Annotated in this window: 12 protein-coding genes; 3 read left to right on the top strand and 9 right to left on the bottom strand. The window is 61.3% G+C overall.

Annotated elements, in window-relative coordinates; translation table 11 throughout:
- The first annotated feature begins 31 nt into the window (after positions 1-31).
- A complete protein-coding gene (locus tag PSEEN_RS00060; protein WP_011531470.1) occupies positions 32-802 on the top strand; it encodes a lysophospholipid acyltransferase family protein in 771 nt (256 codons plus the stop codon).
- A gap of 221 nt (positions 803-1,023) precedes the next feature.
- On the opposite strand, the gene PSEEN_RS00055 is transcribed toward PSEEN_RS00060, so the two are convergent.
- Positions 1,024-2,643 (bottom strand): MFS transporter, encoded by a 1,620-nt coding sequence (locus PSEEN_RS00055; RefSeq protein WP_011531469.1) that lies wholly within the window; start codon positions 2,641-2,643, stop codon positions 1,024-1,026.
- Between the two features lie 97 nt (positions 2,644-2,740).
- The gene (locus PSEEN_RS00050) at positions 2,741-4,390 is read right to left on the bottom strand and encodes a GMC family oxidoreductase (protein WP_011531468.1); all 1,650 of its coding nucleotides are present in this window, start codon (positions 4,388-4,390) and stop codon (positions 2,741-2,743) included.
- Between the two features lie 252 nt (positions 4,391-4,642).
- On the opposite strand from PSEEN_RS00050, the gene PSEEN_RS00045 reads away from it, so the two are divergent.
- Entirely contained in the window at positions 4,643-5,530 is an 888-nt protein-coding gene (locus tag PSEEN_RS00045) for a LysR family transcriptional regulator (RefSeq protein ID WP_011531467.1), read from the top strand.
- Here the strand turns inward: PSEEN_RS00045 and PSEEN_RS00040 are convergent.
- From PSEEN_RS00040 to PSEEN_RS00030, 3 genes are read right to left on the bottom strand one after another with little or no spacing between them, the layout of a single operon-like run.
- Positions 5,519-6,337, bottom strand: a complete 819-nt coding sequence (locus PSEEN_RS00040) for a sulfite exporter TauE/SafE family protein (protein WP_011531466.1) — start codon at positions 6,335-6,337, stop codon at positions 5,519-5,521. The genes PSEEN_RS00045 and PSEEN_RS00040 overlap by 12 nt on opposite strands.
- The gene (locus tag PSEEN_RS00035) at positions 6,334-7,614 is read right to left on the bottom strand and encodes an NAD(P)/FAD-dependent oxidoreductase (RefSeq protein ID WP_011531465.1); all 1,281 of its coding nucleotides are present in this window, start codon (positions 7,612-7,614) and stop codon (positions 6,334-6,336) included. The genes PSEEN_RS00040 and PSEEN_RS00035 overlap by 4 nt, the downstream gene beginning before the upstream one ends.
- Positions 7,615-7,655: 41 nt before the next feature.
- Positions 7,656-8,540: an MBL fold metallo-hydrolase gene (locus PSEEN_RS00030; protein ID WP_011531464.1), complete on the bottom strand. Its 885-nt coding sequence runs from the start codon at positions 8,538-8,540 to the stop codon at positions 7,656-7,658.
- Positions 8,541-8,786: 246 nt separating this feature from the next.
- On the opposite strand from PSEEN_RS00030, the gene PSEEN_RS00025 reads away from it, so the two are divergent.
- A complete protein-coding gene (locus PSEEN_RS00025) occupies positions 8,787-10,088 on the top strand; it encodes a sigma-54 interaction domain-containing protein (protein ID WP_011531463.1) in 1,302 nt (433 codons plus the stop codon).
- A 73-nt stretch (positions 10,089-10,161) separates the two neighbouring features.
- On the opposite strand, the gene gyrB is transcribed toward PSEEN_RS00025, so the two are convergent.
- Genes gyrB through dnaA form a run of 4 tightly spaced genes read right to left on the bottom strand, consistent with a single transcriptional unit; the run spans position 10,162 to position 16,376 of the window.
- Positions 10,162-12,582, bottom strand: coding sequence for a DNA topoisomerase (ATP-hydrolyzing) subunit B (gene gyrB, locus PSEEN_RS00020; protein ID WP_011531462.1), 2,421 nt, complete (start codon positions 12,580-12,582; stop codon positions 10,162-10,164).
- 4 nt (positions 12,583-12,586) lie between these two features.
- Positions 12,587-13,690 carry a DNA replication/repair protein RecF gene (recF, locus tag PSEEN_RS00015; protein ID WP_011531461.1) on the bottom strand — a complete coding sequence of 368 codons (1,104 nt, stop codon included), beginning with the start codon at positions 13,688-13,690 and terminating at the stop codon, positions 12,587-12,589.
- A gap of 15 nt (positions 13,691-13,705) precedes the next feature.
- Positions 13,706-14,809, bottom strand: coding sequence for a DNA polymerase III subunit beta (gene dnaN / locus PSEEN_RS00010; RefSeq protein WP_011531460.1), 1,104 nt, complete (start codon positions 14,807-14,809; stop codon positions 13,706-13,708).
- A gap of 40 nt (positions 14,810-14,849) precedes the next feature.
- A complete protein-coding gene (gene dnaA, locus PSEEN_RS00005) occupies positions 14,850-16,376 on the bottom strand; it encodes a chromosomal replication initiator protein DnaA (RefSeq protein WP_011531459.1) in 1,527 nt (508 codons plus the stop codon).
- Between the last annotated feature and the right edge of the window lie 551 nt (positions 16,377-16,927).

Genomic DNA, 16,927 nt, shown 5'->3' with positions numbered 1-16,927 from the left:
GCGGGCACGCCCCGCAACGGTACATGCCACTATGTCGATCCTGCAGGCGATCAGAATCTTTCTTTTTTACCTGCTGTTGGGCACCAGTTCGCTGCTGTGGTGCTCGCTGAGCTTCTTCGTCGCGCCTTTCCTGCCGTTCCCCAAGCGCTACAAGTTCATCAACGTGTACTGGTGCCGCTGCGCGCTGTTCCTGGTGAAGACGATCCTCGGGATCGACTACAAGATCACCGGCGCCGAACATGTGCCTGATGTGCCGTGCGTGATCCTGTCGAACCACCAGAGCACCTGGGAGACGTTCTTCCTTTCGGCGTACTTCTCGCCGCTGAGCCAGGTACTCAAGCGCGAGCTGCTGTACGTGCCGTTCTTCGGCTGGGCCATGGCCATGCTGCGACCGATCGCCATCGACCGGAAGAACCCGAAAGAGGCCTTGCGCCAGGTTGCCAGCCAGGGTGACGAGTTGCTCAAACAGGGCACCTGGGTGCTGATCTTCCCCGAAGGCACCCGCGTGCCCCACGGCCAGATGGGCAAGTTCTCCCGCGGTGGCACCGCGCTCGCAGTGAATGCCGGCCTGCCGGTGCTGCCGATCGCCCACAACGCCGGCAAGTTCTGGCCCCGTGAAGGCTGGGGCAAGCGCCCGGGCACCATCGAGGTGGTAATTGGCGCGCCGATGTACCCGGAAGGGACGGGGCCACGGGCCATTGCCGAGCTCAACGACCGCGCCCAGGCGTGGAACGAGGCAGCCCAGCGGGCCATGGGTTCGCTGCCGCCGGTGGCGGAAAATCCGGAACAGCAGCACGCCTGACGTTCTGTGGATAAGTTGTTAGCAATTTTGGGATTACGTGTGTCATAACATAGCTAACCTGTTGAATTAGCTATTTATTTCTCTGTATGACGTTTTTCTGAAAATCGTGCATAAGTTTTTTCGCGCTATAAAAAAACCGGCTTTTACGCCGGTTTTTTTGTGCCTTGGAATGTGTGGCGATTTCTTCACCGGCAAGGCCGGCTCCTACAGGCGATCAGGCCTCACACCTTGTCGATATCCACATCCCGGGTCTCTTTCAAACAGAAGATCCCCACCACCAGGCTCACCCCGGTGATTAGCACCGGATACCACAACCCATAGAAGATATCCCCGGTATACACCACCAACGCGAACGACACCGTTGGCAGGAAGCCCCCGAACCAACCGTTACCGATGTGATAGGGCAGGGACATCGAGGTATAGCGAATACGCGTGGGGAACAGCTCGACCATCACCGCCGCCAGAGGCCCGTAGGTCATGGTGGCGATCAGGATCATGGCGACGATCAGCACCACCACCATTACCTGGTTCACGTTCGCCGGGTCTGCCTTGGCCGGATAACCCGCCGCATCGATGGCACTGCGCATGGCCGTCTCGTCGAAGCCATTGATGGTCTTGTCACCGATGCTGACGATCACCTCGCTGCCGCCGACATTCACCGAGCTATAGGGCAGGCCCTGTTTGACCAGGAACGTCTTGACCTTGTCGCACGGGCTGTCGAAGCGCGCCTTGCCCACCGGGTCGAACTGGAAGGTGCAGCCTTTGGGGTCGGCGGTGACGACAATCGGTGCCTGGCGGCTGGCGGCATCGATCTGCGGGTTGGCGTAGTGGCTCAGGGCCTTGAACAACGGGAAGTACAGCACCGTCGCCAGCAACAGGCCAAGCATCAGGATCGGCTTGCGCCCAACACGGTCCGACAGCCAGCCGAAGAATACGAAGAACGGCGCGCCGATCACCACGCTGATGATCAGCAGCGTGTTGGCCTGGGCGGGGTCCATCTTGAGCATCTGGGTCATGAAGAACAGCACGTAGAACTGTGCGGTGTAGAAGGTCACCGCCTGCCCGGCGTTGATACTGAACAGCGCGGTGAGCACCACCTTGAGGTTGGGCCAGGAGGTGAACGACTCACGAATCGGCGATTTGCTCACCTTGCCCTGGGCCTTCATTTTCACGAAGGCCGGCGACTCATGCATGCTCATGCGGATCCAGGTGGAGATCGCCAGCAGTACGATCGACAGCAGGAACGGCAGGCGCCAGCCCCAGGTTTCAAACTGGTCACCGCTGATATAGCGGCTGGCCAGGACCACGGTCAGCGACAACAGCAGGCCCAGCGTGGCGGTGGACTGGATGAAGCCGGTGTGGAAACCACGCTTGCCATGGGGCGCGTGCTCGGCGACATAGGTAGCCGCACCACCGTACTCACCGCCCAGCGCCAGGCCCTGGAGCATGCGCAGCACAACCAGAATGATCGGGGCAGCGATGCCGATGCTGGCATAGGTCGGTAGCAGGCCCACCGCGAAGGTGGACAGGCCCATCAGCACAATGGTCACCAGGAAGGTGTATTTGCGTCCAATCATGTCACCCAGCCGGCCGAACACCAGCGCCCCGAACGGGCGCACCAGGAAACCGGCCGCGAAGGCCATCAAGGCAAAGATGAAGGCAGTGGTGTCGTTGACGCCGGCAAAGAACTGCTTGCTGATGACTGCGGCCAGCGCGCCATAGAGAAAAAAGTCATACCACTCGAACACCGTCCCGAGGGATGACGCGAAAATGATCTTGCGCTCTTCACGGCGGCTGGGGCTGCTCGCCGCCGCCCCCTGTTCCTGGATGTAATCCGACATCGTTGCTGTCCTCGGCCCGCGGGCCACAGTGATTATTCTTGTTGTTCCACTGCCGGCGACTTCCGATTACAAGCCGCCGCTGTTGCAAACACCCAGGTCAGGGCGTCGGTATCGCGCTGGCGTCGCTGAGGTTGGTCTGGGTATTGGCCCCCTTGAGGATCAGTTGTGCCGCCTTTTCGGCAATCATCAACGTGGGTGAACAGGTATTGCCGGAGACGATCTGCGGCATGATCGAGGCGTCGGCCACGCGCAGGCCAGGGATGCCGTGAACGCGCAGCTGGTTATCCACAACGTCCAGCGGCCCGCTGCCCATGCGGCAGGTGCCGACCGGGTGGAAGATGGTGGTGCCGATCTGGCCGGCGGCCTGGTGCAAGTCCTCCTCGTTCTGCAGGGCAGGGCCGGGCAGGTATTCGCGAGGTGCGAAAGCGGCGAGGGCAGGGGCCTGGACAATCTTCCGGGTGAGGCGGATGGCGTCGGCGGCGACGCGCAGGTCCTCAGGGGCGCTAAGGTAGTTGGGATCGATCAGCGGCGCGGTATTCATGTCCGCCGATCGGATATCGATTCGCCCGCGGCTGGCCGGGCGCAGGTTGCATACCGAGGCGGTGAAGGCCGGGAACCGATGCAGCGGTTCACCGAAGCGGTCCAGCGACAACGGCTGCACGTGATATTGCAGGTTGGCCGTTGCCTGCTCAGGGCCTGATCGCGCGAAGGCACCCAACTGGCTGGGCGCCATGGCCAATGGGCCGCTGCGGTCATAGGCATAACGAAGGCCCATCCCCAGCTTGCCCCACAGGCTGTTGGCCATCTGGTTGAGGGTTCGGGTGTTGTTGATCTGGTAGATCAGGCGCAATTGCAAATGGTCCTGCAGGTTGCCGCCGACACCCGGCATGTCGTGGCGCACACCGATACCCAGATCCTCCAGCAGTTTGCGCGGGCCGATGCCGGAGCGCTGGAGAATGCCGGGCGAGCCGACGGAGCCCGCACAAAGGATGATCTCGCGACGGGCGGCGAACTCATGCCAAGCGCCTTGCCACAAGGCCTTCACCGCTCGGGCGCGCGTGTTGTCGAGCAGCACCTGGTCGACCTGCACACCGGTCAAGACGGTGAGGTTCGGCCGCTTGAGGACAGGCCTGAGAAACGCCTTGGCTGAGTTCCAGCGCACACCGCTGCGCTGGTTCACCTGAAAGTATCCACAGCCTGCGTTGTCGCCTGTGTTGAAGTCGGCCACCTTGGCGATGCCACTCTGCTCGGCGGCATCGCGGAAGGCATCAAGAATCGGCCAGCTGTAGCGCTGCTGTTCGACCCGCCATTCCCCCTCGGCGCCGTGGCTGTCACTGGCGCCGGCGAAGTGGTTCTCGCTGGCCTTGAACAACGGCAGCACATCTTTCCACGCCCAGCCGTCGTTGCCTTGCTCGGCCCAGCGGTCGTAGTCGGCGGCCTGTCCACGCATGTAGATCATGCCGTTGATCGATGAACAGCCCCCCAGCACCTTGCCCCGTGGATAACCAAGGCTGCGCCCGTTAAGGCCAGGTTGGGACTCGGTCTTGAAGCACCAGTCGGTGCGTGGATTGCCAATGCAGTAGAGGTAACCGACAGGGATGTGTATCCAGGGATAGTTGTCACGACCACCCGCCTCGAGCAGCAATACGCGACACGAAGGGTCAGCGGACAAACGATTGGCCAGCAGGCACCCGGCGGGCCCGGCACCCACGACCACGTAGTCGTAGACAGAATCGGCTGATGGCATGTGCAACCTCGCGCCTGATTATTATTCTTGTCCCGCACCATCTTATTGATTAATTTCGCCGAGGAAACACGAGATTTCGCGCAGCCGTTGTGCGTTTTAGCACAGCGCCGTCCCCATGATCGACGCGAATCCTGTAGGAGCGGCTTCAGCCGCGATGCAGGCACCGCGTTGTCTGGCATCCGCTTCGCGGATGATCGCGGCTAAAGCCGCTCCTACAGCGAAAGGGTCCCCATGAACGGCAAAAGGATCAGCATGTTCGACTGGAACGATCTGCGGTTTTTCCTCGAGTTGCAGCGCAGCGGCCGTCTGCTCACCGCCGCCAAGCGCCTCAACACCACCCACAGCACCGTGGCCCGGCATATCGAGAGCATCGAAAAGCACCTGGGCACCGCGCTGTTCGTCCAGCATGCCCAGGGCTACGAACTCACCCCCTCCGGCCAGGCCCTGCTCAAGCACGCCGAAGCGATGGAAAACGTTGCCCTGCTGGCGCAGGAAGAAATCACCCAGGCCATCACGCCGCTGGGCAAGATTCGCCTGGGGGTGACCGAGGGTATCGGCATCATGTTCTTCACCCCGCGCATGAACGCCTTGTTCCAGCGCTACCCGGGGCTCGAAGTGGAATTGGTGGCCGTGCCGCGCTTCGTCAGCATCCTCAACCGCGAAGCCGAGATCAGCATCCACCTGGAACGCCCCAACGCCGACCTGCTGATCACCCGCAAGCTCACCGACTACCGCCTGGCACTCTACGCCAGCCAAGACTACCTGGACCGCGCACCACCGCTGCAAAGCCGCGAGGACCTGGCCCGGCACAGCTGGATTGGTTACGTCGACGACCTGCTGTTCAGCCAAGAGCTGCTGTTCCTCAACAGCTTCTGCCGAACACCCAACGTGGTGTTCCGCAGCACCAGCGTGATCGCCCAGCAGCACGCCGCCCAGGCCGGGCTGGGTATCGCCGTGCTGCCCAACTACATGGCCCGCCACGACCCGAAGCTGGTGCGCGTGCTGCCCAGCGAGACCATCCAGCGCAGCTATTGGATCTGCACCCGCCGCGAACTGCACAAGTCGGTACGCCTGCGGGTGGTGTGGGACTATCTGCTGGCGCTGTGCGCCGCCGAGCAGGACGAATTGCTAGCCGAGTAGCGCCTTGCCGGCCAGCAGCACCGCGGCGCCACACCCCACCACGGCGAACAGCTGTTGCAGGCGCGGGCCGGCCAGCTTGCCCGCCAGTGGCCTCGCCAGCAGCAAGCCCAGTACCGCCCCCACGGCAAACGGTGCCCCGACCCGCCAGTGCATCACGCCCGCCACGCTGGCGCTGACCACACTGCCGGTGGACACCAGGGCGATCACCGCCAGCGAGGTGGCAACGATGCTCTTCATGTTCAGGTTGGTGTAGCGGTTCAACGCCGGGATGATCACGAAGCCGCCACCGACACCCAACAGGCCGGACAGCAGCCCCGACAACATACCGGTGAACGCCAAAGCCCGGGCGCAGGGCAGGGTCCAGCGCAGCCGCCCCTGCAGCGGATTGAGCACGCAGGGCATGATCTGCCGATCATCGCAGGGCGATTCACCGCGCAACTCGCGGGTAGCTTTACGCCAGATGCGCAGGCAGGCATAGACCAGCACCCCGGCGAACACCAGCGCCAGCGGTGCGTTGGGCAAACGGTGCGCGAGCATCAGGCCGAACGGTGCGCAAGCGATACCGATCACGGCAATGAACAAGGCCGCCCGGTAGCGCACCAGGCCCTGGCGCAAACCCAACACACCACCGACCGCCGCCGCCAACCCCACGGCCAGCAGACCGATCGGCGCCGCCTCGACCATGCTCAGCCCAAGCCCGAAGACCAGCAACGGCACCGCGAGGATGCCACCGCCAGCACCGGTCAGGGCCAGTACCGCCCCAATGATCGCGCCGAGCCCAGCCCCCAGCAATTGATGCTCGATCACTGTTGCGCCTCGGCTACCAGCGGTTTCGGCCGTGCCAGCCATTCACGCCCCTTGAGCATCGCCTTCCAGTACAGCGGTGGCAGGATCCGCGCCTTGAGCAGCCAGGCGAGGCGGGTCGGCTTGCGTCCGTCGAGCAGCCAGCGCGGGAAGCTCGGCGCCACCTTGCCCCCGTAGGTGAACTCAGCGAGGACGATCTTGCCGCGCTCCACCGTCAATGGGCATGAGCCGTAGCCGTCGTACTGCGCCAGGGTCGACAAGCGACCGAGCGCCACCAGCACATTGTTGGCCACCACCGGCGCCTGCTTGCGTGCGGCGGCCGCAGTCTTGGCGTTGGTGGTGTTGGCCACGTCACCCAGGGCATGGACATTGCCGAACTGGCGATGGCGCAGGGTGTGCGGGTCGACGTCCACCCAGCCGCCGGCGTCGGCCAGTGGGCTCTGGCGGATGAAGTCCGGCGCCACTTGCGGCGGTACCACATGCAGCATGTCGAACGCTTCGACGCGGGTCTCGGTGCTGCCATCGGGAAGAGTGCGCATGAAGGTGGCGCGCTTGTTCGGGCCGTCCACAGCCACCAGGCGATGCTGGTAATTGAGGTCGACCGCGTACTTGTCGATGTAGCTCATCAGGGCCGGGACATAGTCCACGACCCCGAACAGCACAGCACCGGCATTGAAGAAGCTGGCCCTGACATTGCCAAGGTGGCCATTGCGTAACCAGTAGTCGCAGGACAGGTACAGCGCTTTCTGTGGTGCTCCCGCGCACTTGATCGGCATCGGTGGTTGGGTGAAGAGGGCGCGTCCGTGCTTCAGCTTCTGCACCAGTTGCCACGTGTAGGGCGCCAGGTCGTAGCGATAATTGGAGGTGACGCCGTTACGCCCCAGCGTTTCGCTCAAGCCTTCGATGGCATTCCAATCAAGCTTGAGCCCTGGGCAGACCACCAGCTGTTCATAGCTGACGGCACGGCCATCATCAAGCATCACCAGTTGCCCCTGGGGGTCGAAACCTTCGACCCGCGCCTTGATCCAGCGCACGCCACGGGGCAGGGTCGCGGCCATGGTGTGGGCGGTGCTTGGTGCCTTGAACACACCCGCGCCGACCATGGTCCAGCCGGGCTGGTAGTAGTGGACTTCGGCGGGGTCGATCAAGGCGATATCCAGCGACGGATCACGGGCGATCAGGCTGGAGGCGGTGGCGATGCCGGCGGCACCAGCGCCGACGATCACCACCTTATGGTGGTCGGCACGGGAGGTATCGGCAGGGGACAGCAAGGCAGGCATGGCGGTGTTCCTTTGAATCTTCGTTATAGGTGCAACGTGGCTTACAGCTTGTTCAGCGGGATCTTCAGGTAGCTCACACCGTTCGCTTCGGGTTCGGGGAACTGCCCGCTGCGCATGTTGATCTGCACCGAGGGCAGGATCAGCACCGGCATGTCGAGGGTCTTGTCGCGGGCTTCGCGCATCTCGACGAAGCTCTCTTCACTGACACCTTCATGGATATGAATGTTGTCGGCGCGTTGCTCGGCCACGGTGGTGACGTAGCGCAGTTCACGGCCACCGGGAAGGTAGTCATGGCACATGAACAGGCGGGTCTGGTCAGGGAAGGCAAGCAGCCGACGGATCGACTGGTACAGGGTTCTCGCGCTGGCGCCTGGGAAGTCGCAACGGGCGGTGCCATAGTCGGGCGTGAACAAGGTGTCGCCGACGAACACGGCGATCTCGCCTGCGTCCTCGACCATGTAGCTCATGCAAGCCGGTGTATGACCAGGGGTGTGCAGTGCGCGCGCATGCAGGTTGCCGATGCGGAAACCCTCTTCATCCACGAACAGGACATCAAACTGGCTGCCGTCCCGGGCAAAGCCAGGCTCGGCATTGAACAAAGTCCCGAAGACTTTCTGCACCTGGGTGATCTGCGCACCAATGGCGATGCTGCCGCCAAGCTTCTGCTTGAGATAGGCCGCCGCAGACAGATGGTCGGCGTGCACATGGGTATCGAGCAGCCATTGCACCTTGGCACCCAGCGCCTCGACGCGGGCAATCATCTGGTCCGCCGAATGGGTGCAGGTACGTCCGGACTTTGGATCGTAGTCCAGCACGCTGTCGATCAGCGCGCATTGGCGGGTCTCGCCATCCATGACCAGGTAGCTGATGGTCCAGGTCGCTTTGTCGAAGAACGCTTCAACGTGAAGGTTGTTGCCGATGATCATTACACTCTCCAGTAATCCACCAGGCCTCCTTGAAGGCATAGGCAGTGAAGGGTGCTTTATCAAGATGCATGCCATACCTTTTCGACGACCGCGGCCCCCTGTGGGAGCGGCCTTGTGCCGCGATGGGCAGCGCAGCGGCCCCCACACTGACAGCCAAAGGTGACAGTTCCTGGCAGTCGACTGTCAGCCGATGGCAGTGTTTGGCAGTCCTTGCTACCCTCGCCAGGTCCTTCATCTGGTGCTGTCATGCTAGCCGCTTCCCATCCTGCGATCTTCGCGCTGGTGTCCTACCTCGAACACGATGTGCTGCCCAGCATCGTGCTGGATACTGACTACAACATCCTGGCAGCCAACGCGGCGTACCGTCGCCAGTTTGGCACCGAGGAGCACGCGCCCATCGGCGAAAAGTGCCATCGAGTCTCGCACCACTATGCCGTCCCTTGCGACCAGGCCGGGGAACATTGTCCGCTGCGCAAGTCACTGGACAGCAAGGTGCCCGAGCGCGTTCTCCACATCCATCACACCCCACGCGGGCCTGAACATGTGGATGTGGAACTGCGCCCGATCCTCGATGACGAGGGTAGGGTAGTAGCCTTCGTCGAGCGCCTGACCAGCGTCACCCTGGCATCGGCTCAACCTCAACAGCAAGGGCTGGTTGGCCGAGCACCCGCGTTCAAGGCCGCCGTGGCCAGTTTGCAGCGCGCGGCGCCTGCACAGATTCCGGTATTGCTTCAGGGTGAGTCCGGCACTGGCAAGGAACTGTTCGCCCGTGCCTTGCACCTGGGTAGCCCACGCGCCAATGGCCCCCTGGTGGTGGTGGACTGCACCGGGTTGACCGAGTCGTTGTTCGAGAGTGAATTGTTCGGCTATGAGAAGGGCGCCTTCACCGGCGCGACTCAACGCAAGATCGGCCTGGCCGAAGCCGCTCACGGTGGCACCCTGTTCCTCGATGAGATCGGTGAGGTACCGCTGGCCATGCAGGTAAAGCTGCTGCGCCTGATCGAGTCCGGCAGCTTCCGCCCGGTCGGCAGCACACGCACGGTCCACTCAGATTTTCGCCTGGTCTCGGCCACGCACAAACCACTGAAAGAGATGGCCACTGAAGGGACGTTCCGCGAAGACCTCTATTACCGCATCAGTGGATTCCCGATCCGCTTGCCATCACTGCGCGAACGGGTCGAAGACTTGCCACTGCTCTGTGAAAGTCTGCTGCAACGAATGGCCGGCAAGCAATCGCCAAAAGTTACGGCTGAGGCGCTCGAGCAGCTGAACCTGCACACCTTCCCAGGCAACATCCGTGAACTCAGGAATATTCTGGAACGCGCCCGGCTGTTCACGGATGACGGTCTGATCCGCCCTGAGCATCTTCCAGAAGATATGTACCCGGCCGCAAAGCCGGCATGTTCACGAGGGCGGGGCAGGAATGAAATGGCCGACCTGGCCCATGCCTTGGAAACCTTCAATGGCTCCCGTAGCGAGTTGGCCGATCATCTGGGGATGAGCGAACGCACGTTGTACCGTCGGCTGAAGGCGCTGGGCATTTCATAGTTCCACGTGGAACATTTGCGTAAGCAAAAAAAAGCCAATCCCTAAGGATTGGCTTTTTTGTACTGCCCGCTAATCAGAAGTCCAGGTTGGACACCGACAACGCGTTGCTTTCAATGAAGTCACGGCGCGGCTCGACTGCATCACCCATCAGGGTGTTGAACAGCTGGTCGGCAGCGATTGCGTCCTCGATAGTCACCTTGAGCATGCGGCGCACGGTCGGGTCCATGGTGGTTTCCCACAGCTGGTCCGGGTTCATCTCACCCAGCCCTTTATATCGCTGGATGGTGTGGCGCTTGGTGCTTTCGTTCATCAGCCAATCCAGGCCTTCCTTGAACTCGGTGACCGCTTTGCGGCGCTCGCCACGCTGAACGTAGGCACCCTCGCCGAGCAACGTACCGAGCTTGGCGCCCAGGTTGACCACCGAGCGGTAGTCGTTGCTACCGAAGAACTCACGGTTGAAGGTGACGTAGCTGGCCAGGCCGTGGGAAGTGATTTCCACTTCAGGCAGCCAGATGTTGCGCTCCTTGTCTTCGCGCAGGCTGGCCACATAGCTGAGGCCGGACTTCTGGCTGTTGTTCAGGCGCTCCTGGAACTTGCTCAGCCAGCCCTGCATGGTGGCATGGTTGGCCAGTTGCTCCAGGGTGACTTCCGGCAGGTAGATGAAGTGTTCGGTGAGCTCTTCCGGGTACAGACGCGACAGACGCTTCAGGGTCTTCATCACGGTGCGGAATTCGTTCACCAACGCCTCGAGCTGCACGCCCGAAACGGCTGGCGCCGACTCGTCCAGGTGCAGGCTGGCATCTTCCAGGGCCGACTGGGTCATGTATTCTTCCATGGCCTCGTCGTCCTTGATGTACTGCTCCTGCTTGCCCTTTTTCACCTTGTACAGCGGCGGCTGGGCGATATAGATGTAGCCACGCTCGACCAGCTCCGGCAACTGGCGGAAGAAGAACGTCAGCAGCAGGGTACGGATGTGCGAACCGTCGACGTCAGCATCGGTCATGATGATGATGTTGTGATAACGCAGCTTGTCGATGTTGTACTCTTCGCGGCCGATACCACAGCCCAGCGCGGTGATCAGCGTGCCGACCTCCTGCGAAGAGATCATCTTGTCAAAGCGTGCCTTCTCGACGTTGAGGATCTTGCCCTTGAGCGGCAGGATTGCCTGAGTGCGGCGGTTGCGACCTTGCTTGGCCGAACCACCTGCGGAGTCACCCTCCACCAGGTACAGTTCGGAAAGGGCAGGGTCCTTCTCCTGGCAGTCGGCCAGTTTGCCCGGCAGGCCGGCGATGTCCAGGGCACCTTTACGGCGGGTCATCTCACGCGCTTTACGTGCCGCTTCACGGGCACGGGCGGCGTCGATCATCTTGCCGACCACGGCCTTGGCTTCGTTGGGGTTCTCCAACAGGAAGTCGGCGAAGTACTTGTTCATCTCCTGTTCCACGGCGGTCTTCACCTCCGAGGAAACCAGCTTGTCCTTGGTCTGCGAGCTGAACTTGGGGTCCGGCACCTTGACCGAAATGATCGCGGTCAGGCCTTCACGGGCGTCGTCACCGGTGGTAGCAACCTTGTTCTTCTTCGCCAGGCCTTCCTGCTCGATGTAGCTGTTCAGGCTACGGGTGAGCGAAGAGCGGAAGCCGACCAGGTGAGTACCACCGTCGCGCTGGGGAATGTTGTTGGTGAAGCACAGCAGGTTTTCGTTGAAGCTGTCGTTCCATTGCAGGGCGACTTCGACACCCACGCCATCGTCACGCTGGACGTTGAAGTGGAAGACCTGGGAGTTGACCGGGGTCTTGTTGGTGTTCAGGTATTCAACGAAAGCACGCAGGCCGCCTTCATACTTGAAGAACTCTTCCTTGCCGCTGCGCTCATCCTTCAGCAGGATACCGACACCGGAGTTCAGGAACGACAGCTCGCGGATACGCTTGGCGAGGATATCCCAGCTGAAGTGAATGTTCTTGAAGGTTTCAGCCGAAGGCTTGAAGTGAATGTGGGTACCGGTGGTTTCGCTTTCACCCACCACGGCCATCGGTGCCTGTGGAACACCGTGGACATACGTCTGTTCCCAGATCTTGCCGCTGCGGCGAACGGTGAGCACCAGCTTTTCGGATAGAGCGTTTACCACCGAAACACCTACACCGTGCAGACCGCCGGAAACCTTGTAGGAGTTGTCGTCGAACTTACCGCCGGCGTGCAGCACGGTCATGATGACCTCGGCTGCGGATACGCCTTCTTCTTTATGCACGTCGACCGGAATGCCACGACCGTTGTCACGGACGCTGATGGATTCGTCGGTGTGAATGATGACGGTGATGTCATCGCAGTGCCCGGCCAGGGCTTCGTCGATCGAGTTGTCGACCACCTCGAACACCATGTGGTGCAGGCCGCTGCCGTCATCGGTGTCGCCAATGTACATGCCGGGACGCTTGCGTACGGCATCCAGCCCTTTCAGCACCTTGATGCTGGAGGAGTCGTACGTTTGATTTTCGCTCATGCCTTCACTCCCGATGGTCGTGGGTCTGGGTGATACGGCCCTGTTCCACGTGGAACAAAGCGACTGGCGTTTCCGTCTGCCAGCCTTCCCTCAGAAATTCGTGGTCTACACAGGTGATGAACACCTGGCAGTTCAATTCTTCAAGCAAGCGGCACAGGGCGCGGCGATGCTGTTCGTCCAACTCGGACGGCAAGTCATCCACCAGATAAATACACTGACCGCGGCGGACCTGGCTGACCAGGTGCCCTTGGGCGATCCGCAGGGCGCACACCACCAGCTTCTGCTGGCCCCGCGAGAGAATGTCAGCCGCGTTGTTCGCACCCAATCGAAGGCGCAGGTCAGCACGCTGTGGCCCGGCTTGGGTATGGCCCATCTGCTGGTCACGGAGGAGAGAGGTCGCCAGGACTTCGTTAAGTTCCCGGTCCTTGTCCCAGCCTCGGTAGTAGCTCAGGGTCAGCCCGTCCAGTTCGACCAGCTCGCTCAGGGTTCGCTCGAAGACAGGCTTCAAGGCCTTGATGTAATTGCGACGGTATTCATCTATCTCCGCACTGGCGAGGCATAACTCCCGATCCCAGGCGGCTTGCGAAACGGCGTCAAGTGTACCATGCCGCAGCCATGAGTTCCGCTGCCGCAGGGCCTTCTGCAGGCGCTGCCAGGTTGCCATGAAACGTGGTTCCACGTGGAACACGCCCCAATCGAGGAACTGCCGGCGTACTTTGGGGGCGCCCTCGAGCAGGCGGAAACTGTCCGGGTTGATCAACTGCAGAGGCAGCATTTCGGCCAGCTGCGCGGCGCTGCGCGCATTCTGCCCGTCGATGCGGATAGTGAACTCCCCCTGACGCTCCCGGGATACCCCGAGATTGCTGGTACCACCCTCAGCCAACTCGACCTGGCCAAACACCGTGCAGGTTTGCTGCTCGTACTGGATGACCGGGTTCAAGCGGGTGCTACGAAACGATCGAGCAAGACCCAGCAGGTGCACGGCTTCGAGCACGCTGGTCTTGCCGCTGCCATTGGCGCCGTAAAGGATGTTGATGCGGGGGGAGGGTGAGAGGGTCACCGGGTGCAAGTTGCGCACCGCGGTGACCGAAAGACGTCGAAGGGACATGTCGCCAGCTATGGGTTACAGACGCATCGGCATGACAACGTAGGACGAGTCGTCATTGCCAGCTTCCTGCAGCAGGGCACTGCTGTTGGAATCCGACAGAATCAGGCGAACCTGTTCAGTGGTCATGACGCCCAGCACGTCCAGCAGGTAGCTGACGTTGAAACCAATCTCCAGCGAACTGCCGTTGTAGTCGACGCTGATTTCTTCTTCCGCTTCTTCCTGCTCCGGGTTGTTGGCCTGGATTTTCAGCTGGCCGGCGGCCAGTTGCAGGCGGATACCGCGGTACTTCTCGTTGGACAGGATCGCGGTACGGCTAAACGCTTCACGAAGCGCCTGACGATCGCCGATCACCAGCTTGTCACCGCCCTTGGGCAGGACGCGCTCGTAGTCCGGGAATTTGCCATCGACCAGCTTGGAGGTGAAGGTGAACTCACCGGTGGTGGCGCGAATGTGGTGCTGGCCCAGGACGATGCTGACTGTACCTTCCGGATCGGTGAGCAGGCGCGCCAGCTCGAGGATACCTTTGCGTGGCACGATGACCTGGTGGCGATCAGCTTGGTCGATCGGTGCCTGCATGGCACACAACGCCAAACGGTGACCGTCGGTGGCCACGGCACGCAGGGTGCCGGGGGACACTTCCAGCAACATGCCGTTGAGGTAGTAGCGCACGTCTTGCTGGGCCATGGCGAAGCTGGTGCGCTCGATCAGGCGGCGCAGTTTGCTCTGCTCCAGCTGGCAGGTCAGCGAGCCAGGACCTTCTTCGACAGTCGGGAAGTCATTGGCCGGCAGGGTGGACAAGGTGAAACGGCTGCGACCGGCCTTGACCAGCAACTTCTGCTCATCGACCTTGATATCGATCAGCGCATCGCTGGGCAGGCTCTTGCAGATGTCCATCAGCTTGCGCGCCGGGACAGTAATCTCGCCCGGCTCCGCAGGCTCTTCCAGTTGAACGCGGCCAACCAGTTCGACTTCCAGGTCGGTACCGGTCAACGACAGCTGCTGGCCTTGCACGACCAGCAGGACGTTGGACAGGACCGGCAAGGTCTGGCGGCGCTCGACGACGCCGGCGACCAGTTGCAGGGGTTTCAACAGGGCTTCGCGTTGAATGGTGAAATGCATGGTCTAGTCCCTTGCCTTCAATTAGCTGCGCAGACGGCCATCAGGTCGTCAGCGTGCGCAGCAGGTTCTTGTAGTCCTCGCGGATGTCCGCGTCGGATTCCTTCAATTCGTTGATCTTGCGGCAAGCGTGCAGCACGGTGGTGTGGTCGCGGCCGCCAAACATGTCGCCGATCTCCGGCAGACTGTGGTTGGTCAGCTCTTTCGACAACGCCATGGCCACCTGGCGTGGACGCGCAACGGAGCGCGACCGGCGCTTGGACAGCAGATCGGAGATCTTGATCTTGTAGTACTCGGCCACGGTGCGCTGGATGTTATCCACACTGACCAGCTTGTCCTGCAGCGCCAGCAGATCCTTGAGCGATTCACGGATCAGCTCGATGGTGATATCGCGGCCCATGAAGTGCGAGTGGGCAATTACCCGCTTCAGGGCACCTTCGAGTTCACGCACGTTGGAGCGGATGCGCTGGGCGATGAAGAACGCGGCGTCATGCGGCAGCTCGACCTTGGCCTGGTCGGCCTTCTTCATCAAGATCGCCACGCGGGTTTCCAGCTCCGGCGGCTCGACGGCCACCGTCAGCCCCCAGCCGAAACGCGACTTCAGGCGCTCTTCCAGGCCTTCGATTTCCTTCGGGTAGCGGTCGCTGGTGAGGATCACCTGCTGGCCACCTTCGAGCAGGGCGTTGAAGGTGTGGAAAAACTCCTCCTGCGAACGCTCCTTGCGGGCGAAGAACTGGATGTCATCGATGAGCAGCGCGTCGACCGAACGGTAGAAGCGCTTGAACTCGTTGATGGCGTTGAGTTGCAGCGCCTTGACCATGTCGGCGACGAAACGCTCGGAATGCAGGTAGACCACCTTGGCATTCGGGTTCTTCTTGAGCAGGTGGTTACCCACAGCGTGCATCAAGTGCGTCTTACCCAAGCCGACACCGCCATAAAGGAAGAGCGGGTTGTAGCCGTGCTTGGGGTTGTCGGCGACCTGCCAGGCGGCGGCGCGCGCCAGTTGGTTCGACTTGCCTTCCACGAAGGTTTCGAAGGTGAAGGTGCGGTTCAGGTAGCTGGTGTGCTTGAGCGCCCCTTCGACCTGCACGGTGCGCTGTTCGGTACGGCCGCTGGCCGCTGGCACCGAACCCGAATCGCTCATGCTGTCGAAGCTGTCCCGGCTGGACGGCTCTTCTACCTCACTCAGCACAGGCTCAGCCACCGGCACGACGATGGGTTCGCTCGGCACCACGACCTGCGCAGCCTGTTGTGTTTGCTGCGCCATGGTCGCGGCGACCGCTGCGCTGACTGGCGCGTTGGGGGCGGCGCGCGGTGCCGAGCTGCGACGGCTGCCTATTAATAGAGACAGAGCGGGCGCAAGGCCATTGCCGTGTTCGCCCAGCAGCTCGAGCAGACGACCCAGGTACTTTTCATTAACCCAGTCGAGCACGAAGCGGTTGGGCGCATAGACGCGCAACTCGTCGCCTTCGGCTTCGACCTGTAGCGGACGGATCCAGGTGTTGAATTGCTGGGCAGGCAGTTCATCGCGCAGAAGCTCCACGCACTGCTGCCAAAGTTCCACTGACACGGATATCCCCTGAGTTGAAAGCCGGATGAGGCAAAAACAAACCGCCATTGTACCGGGCGGGCGAGCAGTTATCCACACGTGGCGGCACTAGACACAGGGGCTGACACGCCAAAAAAAGACAGAAATGGCACCCCAGCACTGTGAATAAGCCCTGTGGATAAACGCCATTGAGGTCTATGCACAACCCTGGGTTCTGGTCTGTGGATAATTCGCCTGTGGATAAACTAGCTTTTGCTGCACAGGTTTTACCCATGACCGGCACAAGCAGAGCACCTGTTACCGACAAGGTTGTGAATCTCTGTACATGGCGATATTTGTGGCCTTGCGATGGTTATCCACAGAAGGTTGTCCACATAAGCTCTATAAGTTCTTCAGAAAAGCTTTTTATATGCCTCTTTCTTTTTTTCATGTTGGTGTCTCTTGCCCGTGCCTTCAAGCAAAACCCGGCAACAGATCCGCAATGACCTTCCATAAGGAAAGGCTGGTTGGAAATTGACCTATCGGCTTGCTTTCTCTAGAATCGCCGATCTCTTAAAAAGGGGGCCCATCCG

The sequence above is a fragment of the Pseudomonas entomophila L48 genome (assembly GCF_000026105.1).
In the GTDB taxonomy this organism is placed as follows: Bacteria; Pseudomonadota; Gammaproteobacteria; order Pseudomonadales; family Pseudomonadaceae; genus Aquipseudomonas; species Aquipseudomonas entomophila.
The sequence above is the reverse complement of the archived record's forward strand: the minus strand, read 5'-3'. Positions and strand labels throughout refer to the sequence as shown.

What these genes read in the sequence shown, in the direction of transcription:
- PSEEN_RS00060 (WP_011531470.1), top strand. Translation starts at nt 32, where the DNA reads ATGTCGATCCTGCAGGCGATCAGAATCTTTCTTTTTTACCTGCTGTTG.
- PSEEN_RS00055 (WP_011531469.1), bottom strand. Translation starts at nt 2,643, where the DNA reads ATGTCGGATTACATCCAGGAACAGGGGGCGGCGGCGAGCAGCCCCAGC.
- PSEEN_RS00050 (WP_011531468.1), bottom strand. Translation starts at nt 4,390, where the DNA reads ATGCCATCAGCCGATTCTGTCTACGACTACGTGGTCGTGGGTGCCGGG.
- PSEEN_RS00045 (WP_011531467.1), top strand. Translation starts at nt 4,643, where the DNA reads ATGTTCGACTGGAACGATCTGCGGTTTTTCCTCGAGTTGCAGCGCAGC.
- PSEEN_RS00035 (WP_011531465.1), bottom strand. Translation starts at nt 7,614, where the DNA reads ATGCCTGCCTTGCTGTCCCCTGCCGATACCTCCCGTGCCGACCACCAT.
- PSEEN_RS00030 (WP_011531464.1), bottom strand. Translation starts at nt 8,540, where the DNA reads ATGATCATCGGCAACAACCTTCACGTTGAAGCGTTCTTCGACAAAGCG.
- PSEEN_RS00025 (WP_011531463.1), top strand. Translation starts at nt 8,787, where the DNA reads ATGCTAGCCGCTTCCCATCCTGCGATCTTCGCGCTGGTGTCCTACCTC.
- gyrB (WP_011531462.1), bottom strand. Translation starts at nt 12,582, where the DNA reads ATGAGCGAAAATCAAACGTACGACTCCTCCAGCATCAAGGTGCTGAAA.
- recF (WP_011531461.1), bottom strand. Translation starts at nt 13,690, where the DNA reads ATGTCCCTTCGACGTCTTTCGGTCACCGCGGTGCGCAACTTGCACCCG.
- dnaN (WP_011531460.1), bottom strand. Translation starts at nt 14,809, where the DNA reads ATGCATTTCACCATTCAACGCGAAGCCCTGTTGAAACCCCTGCAACTG.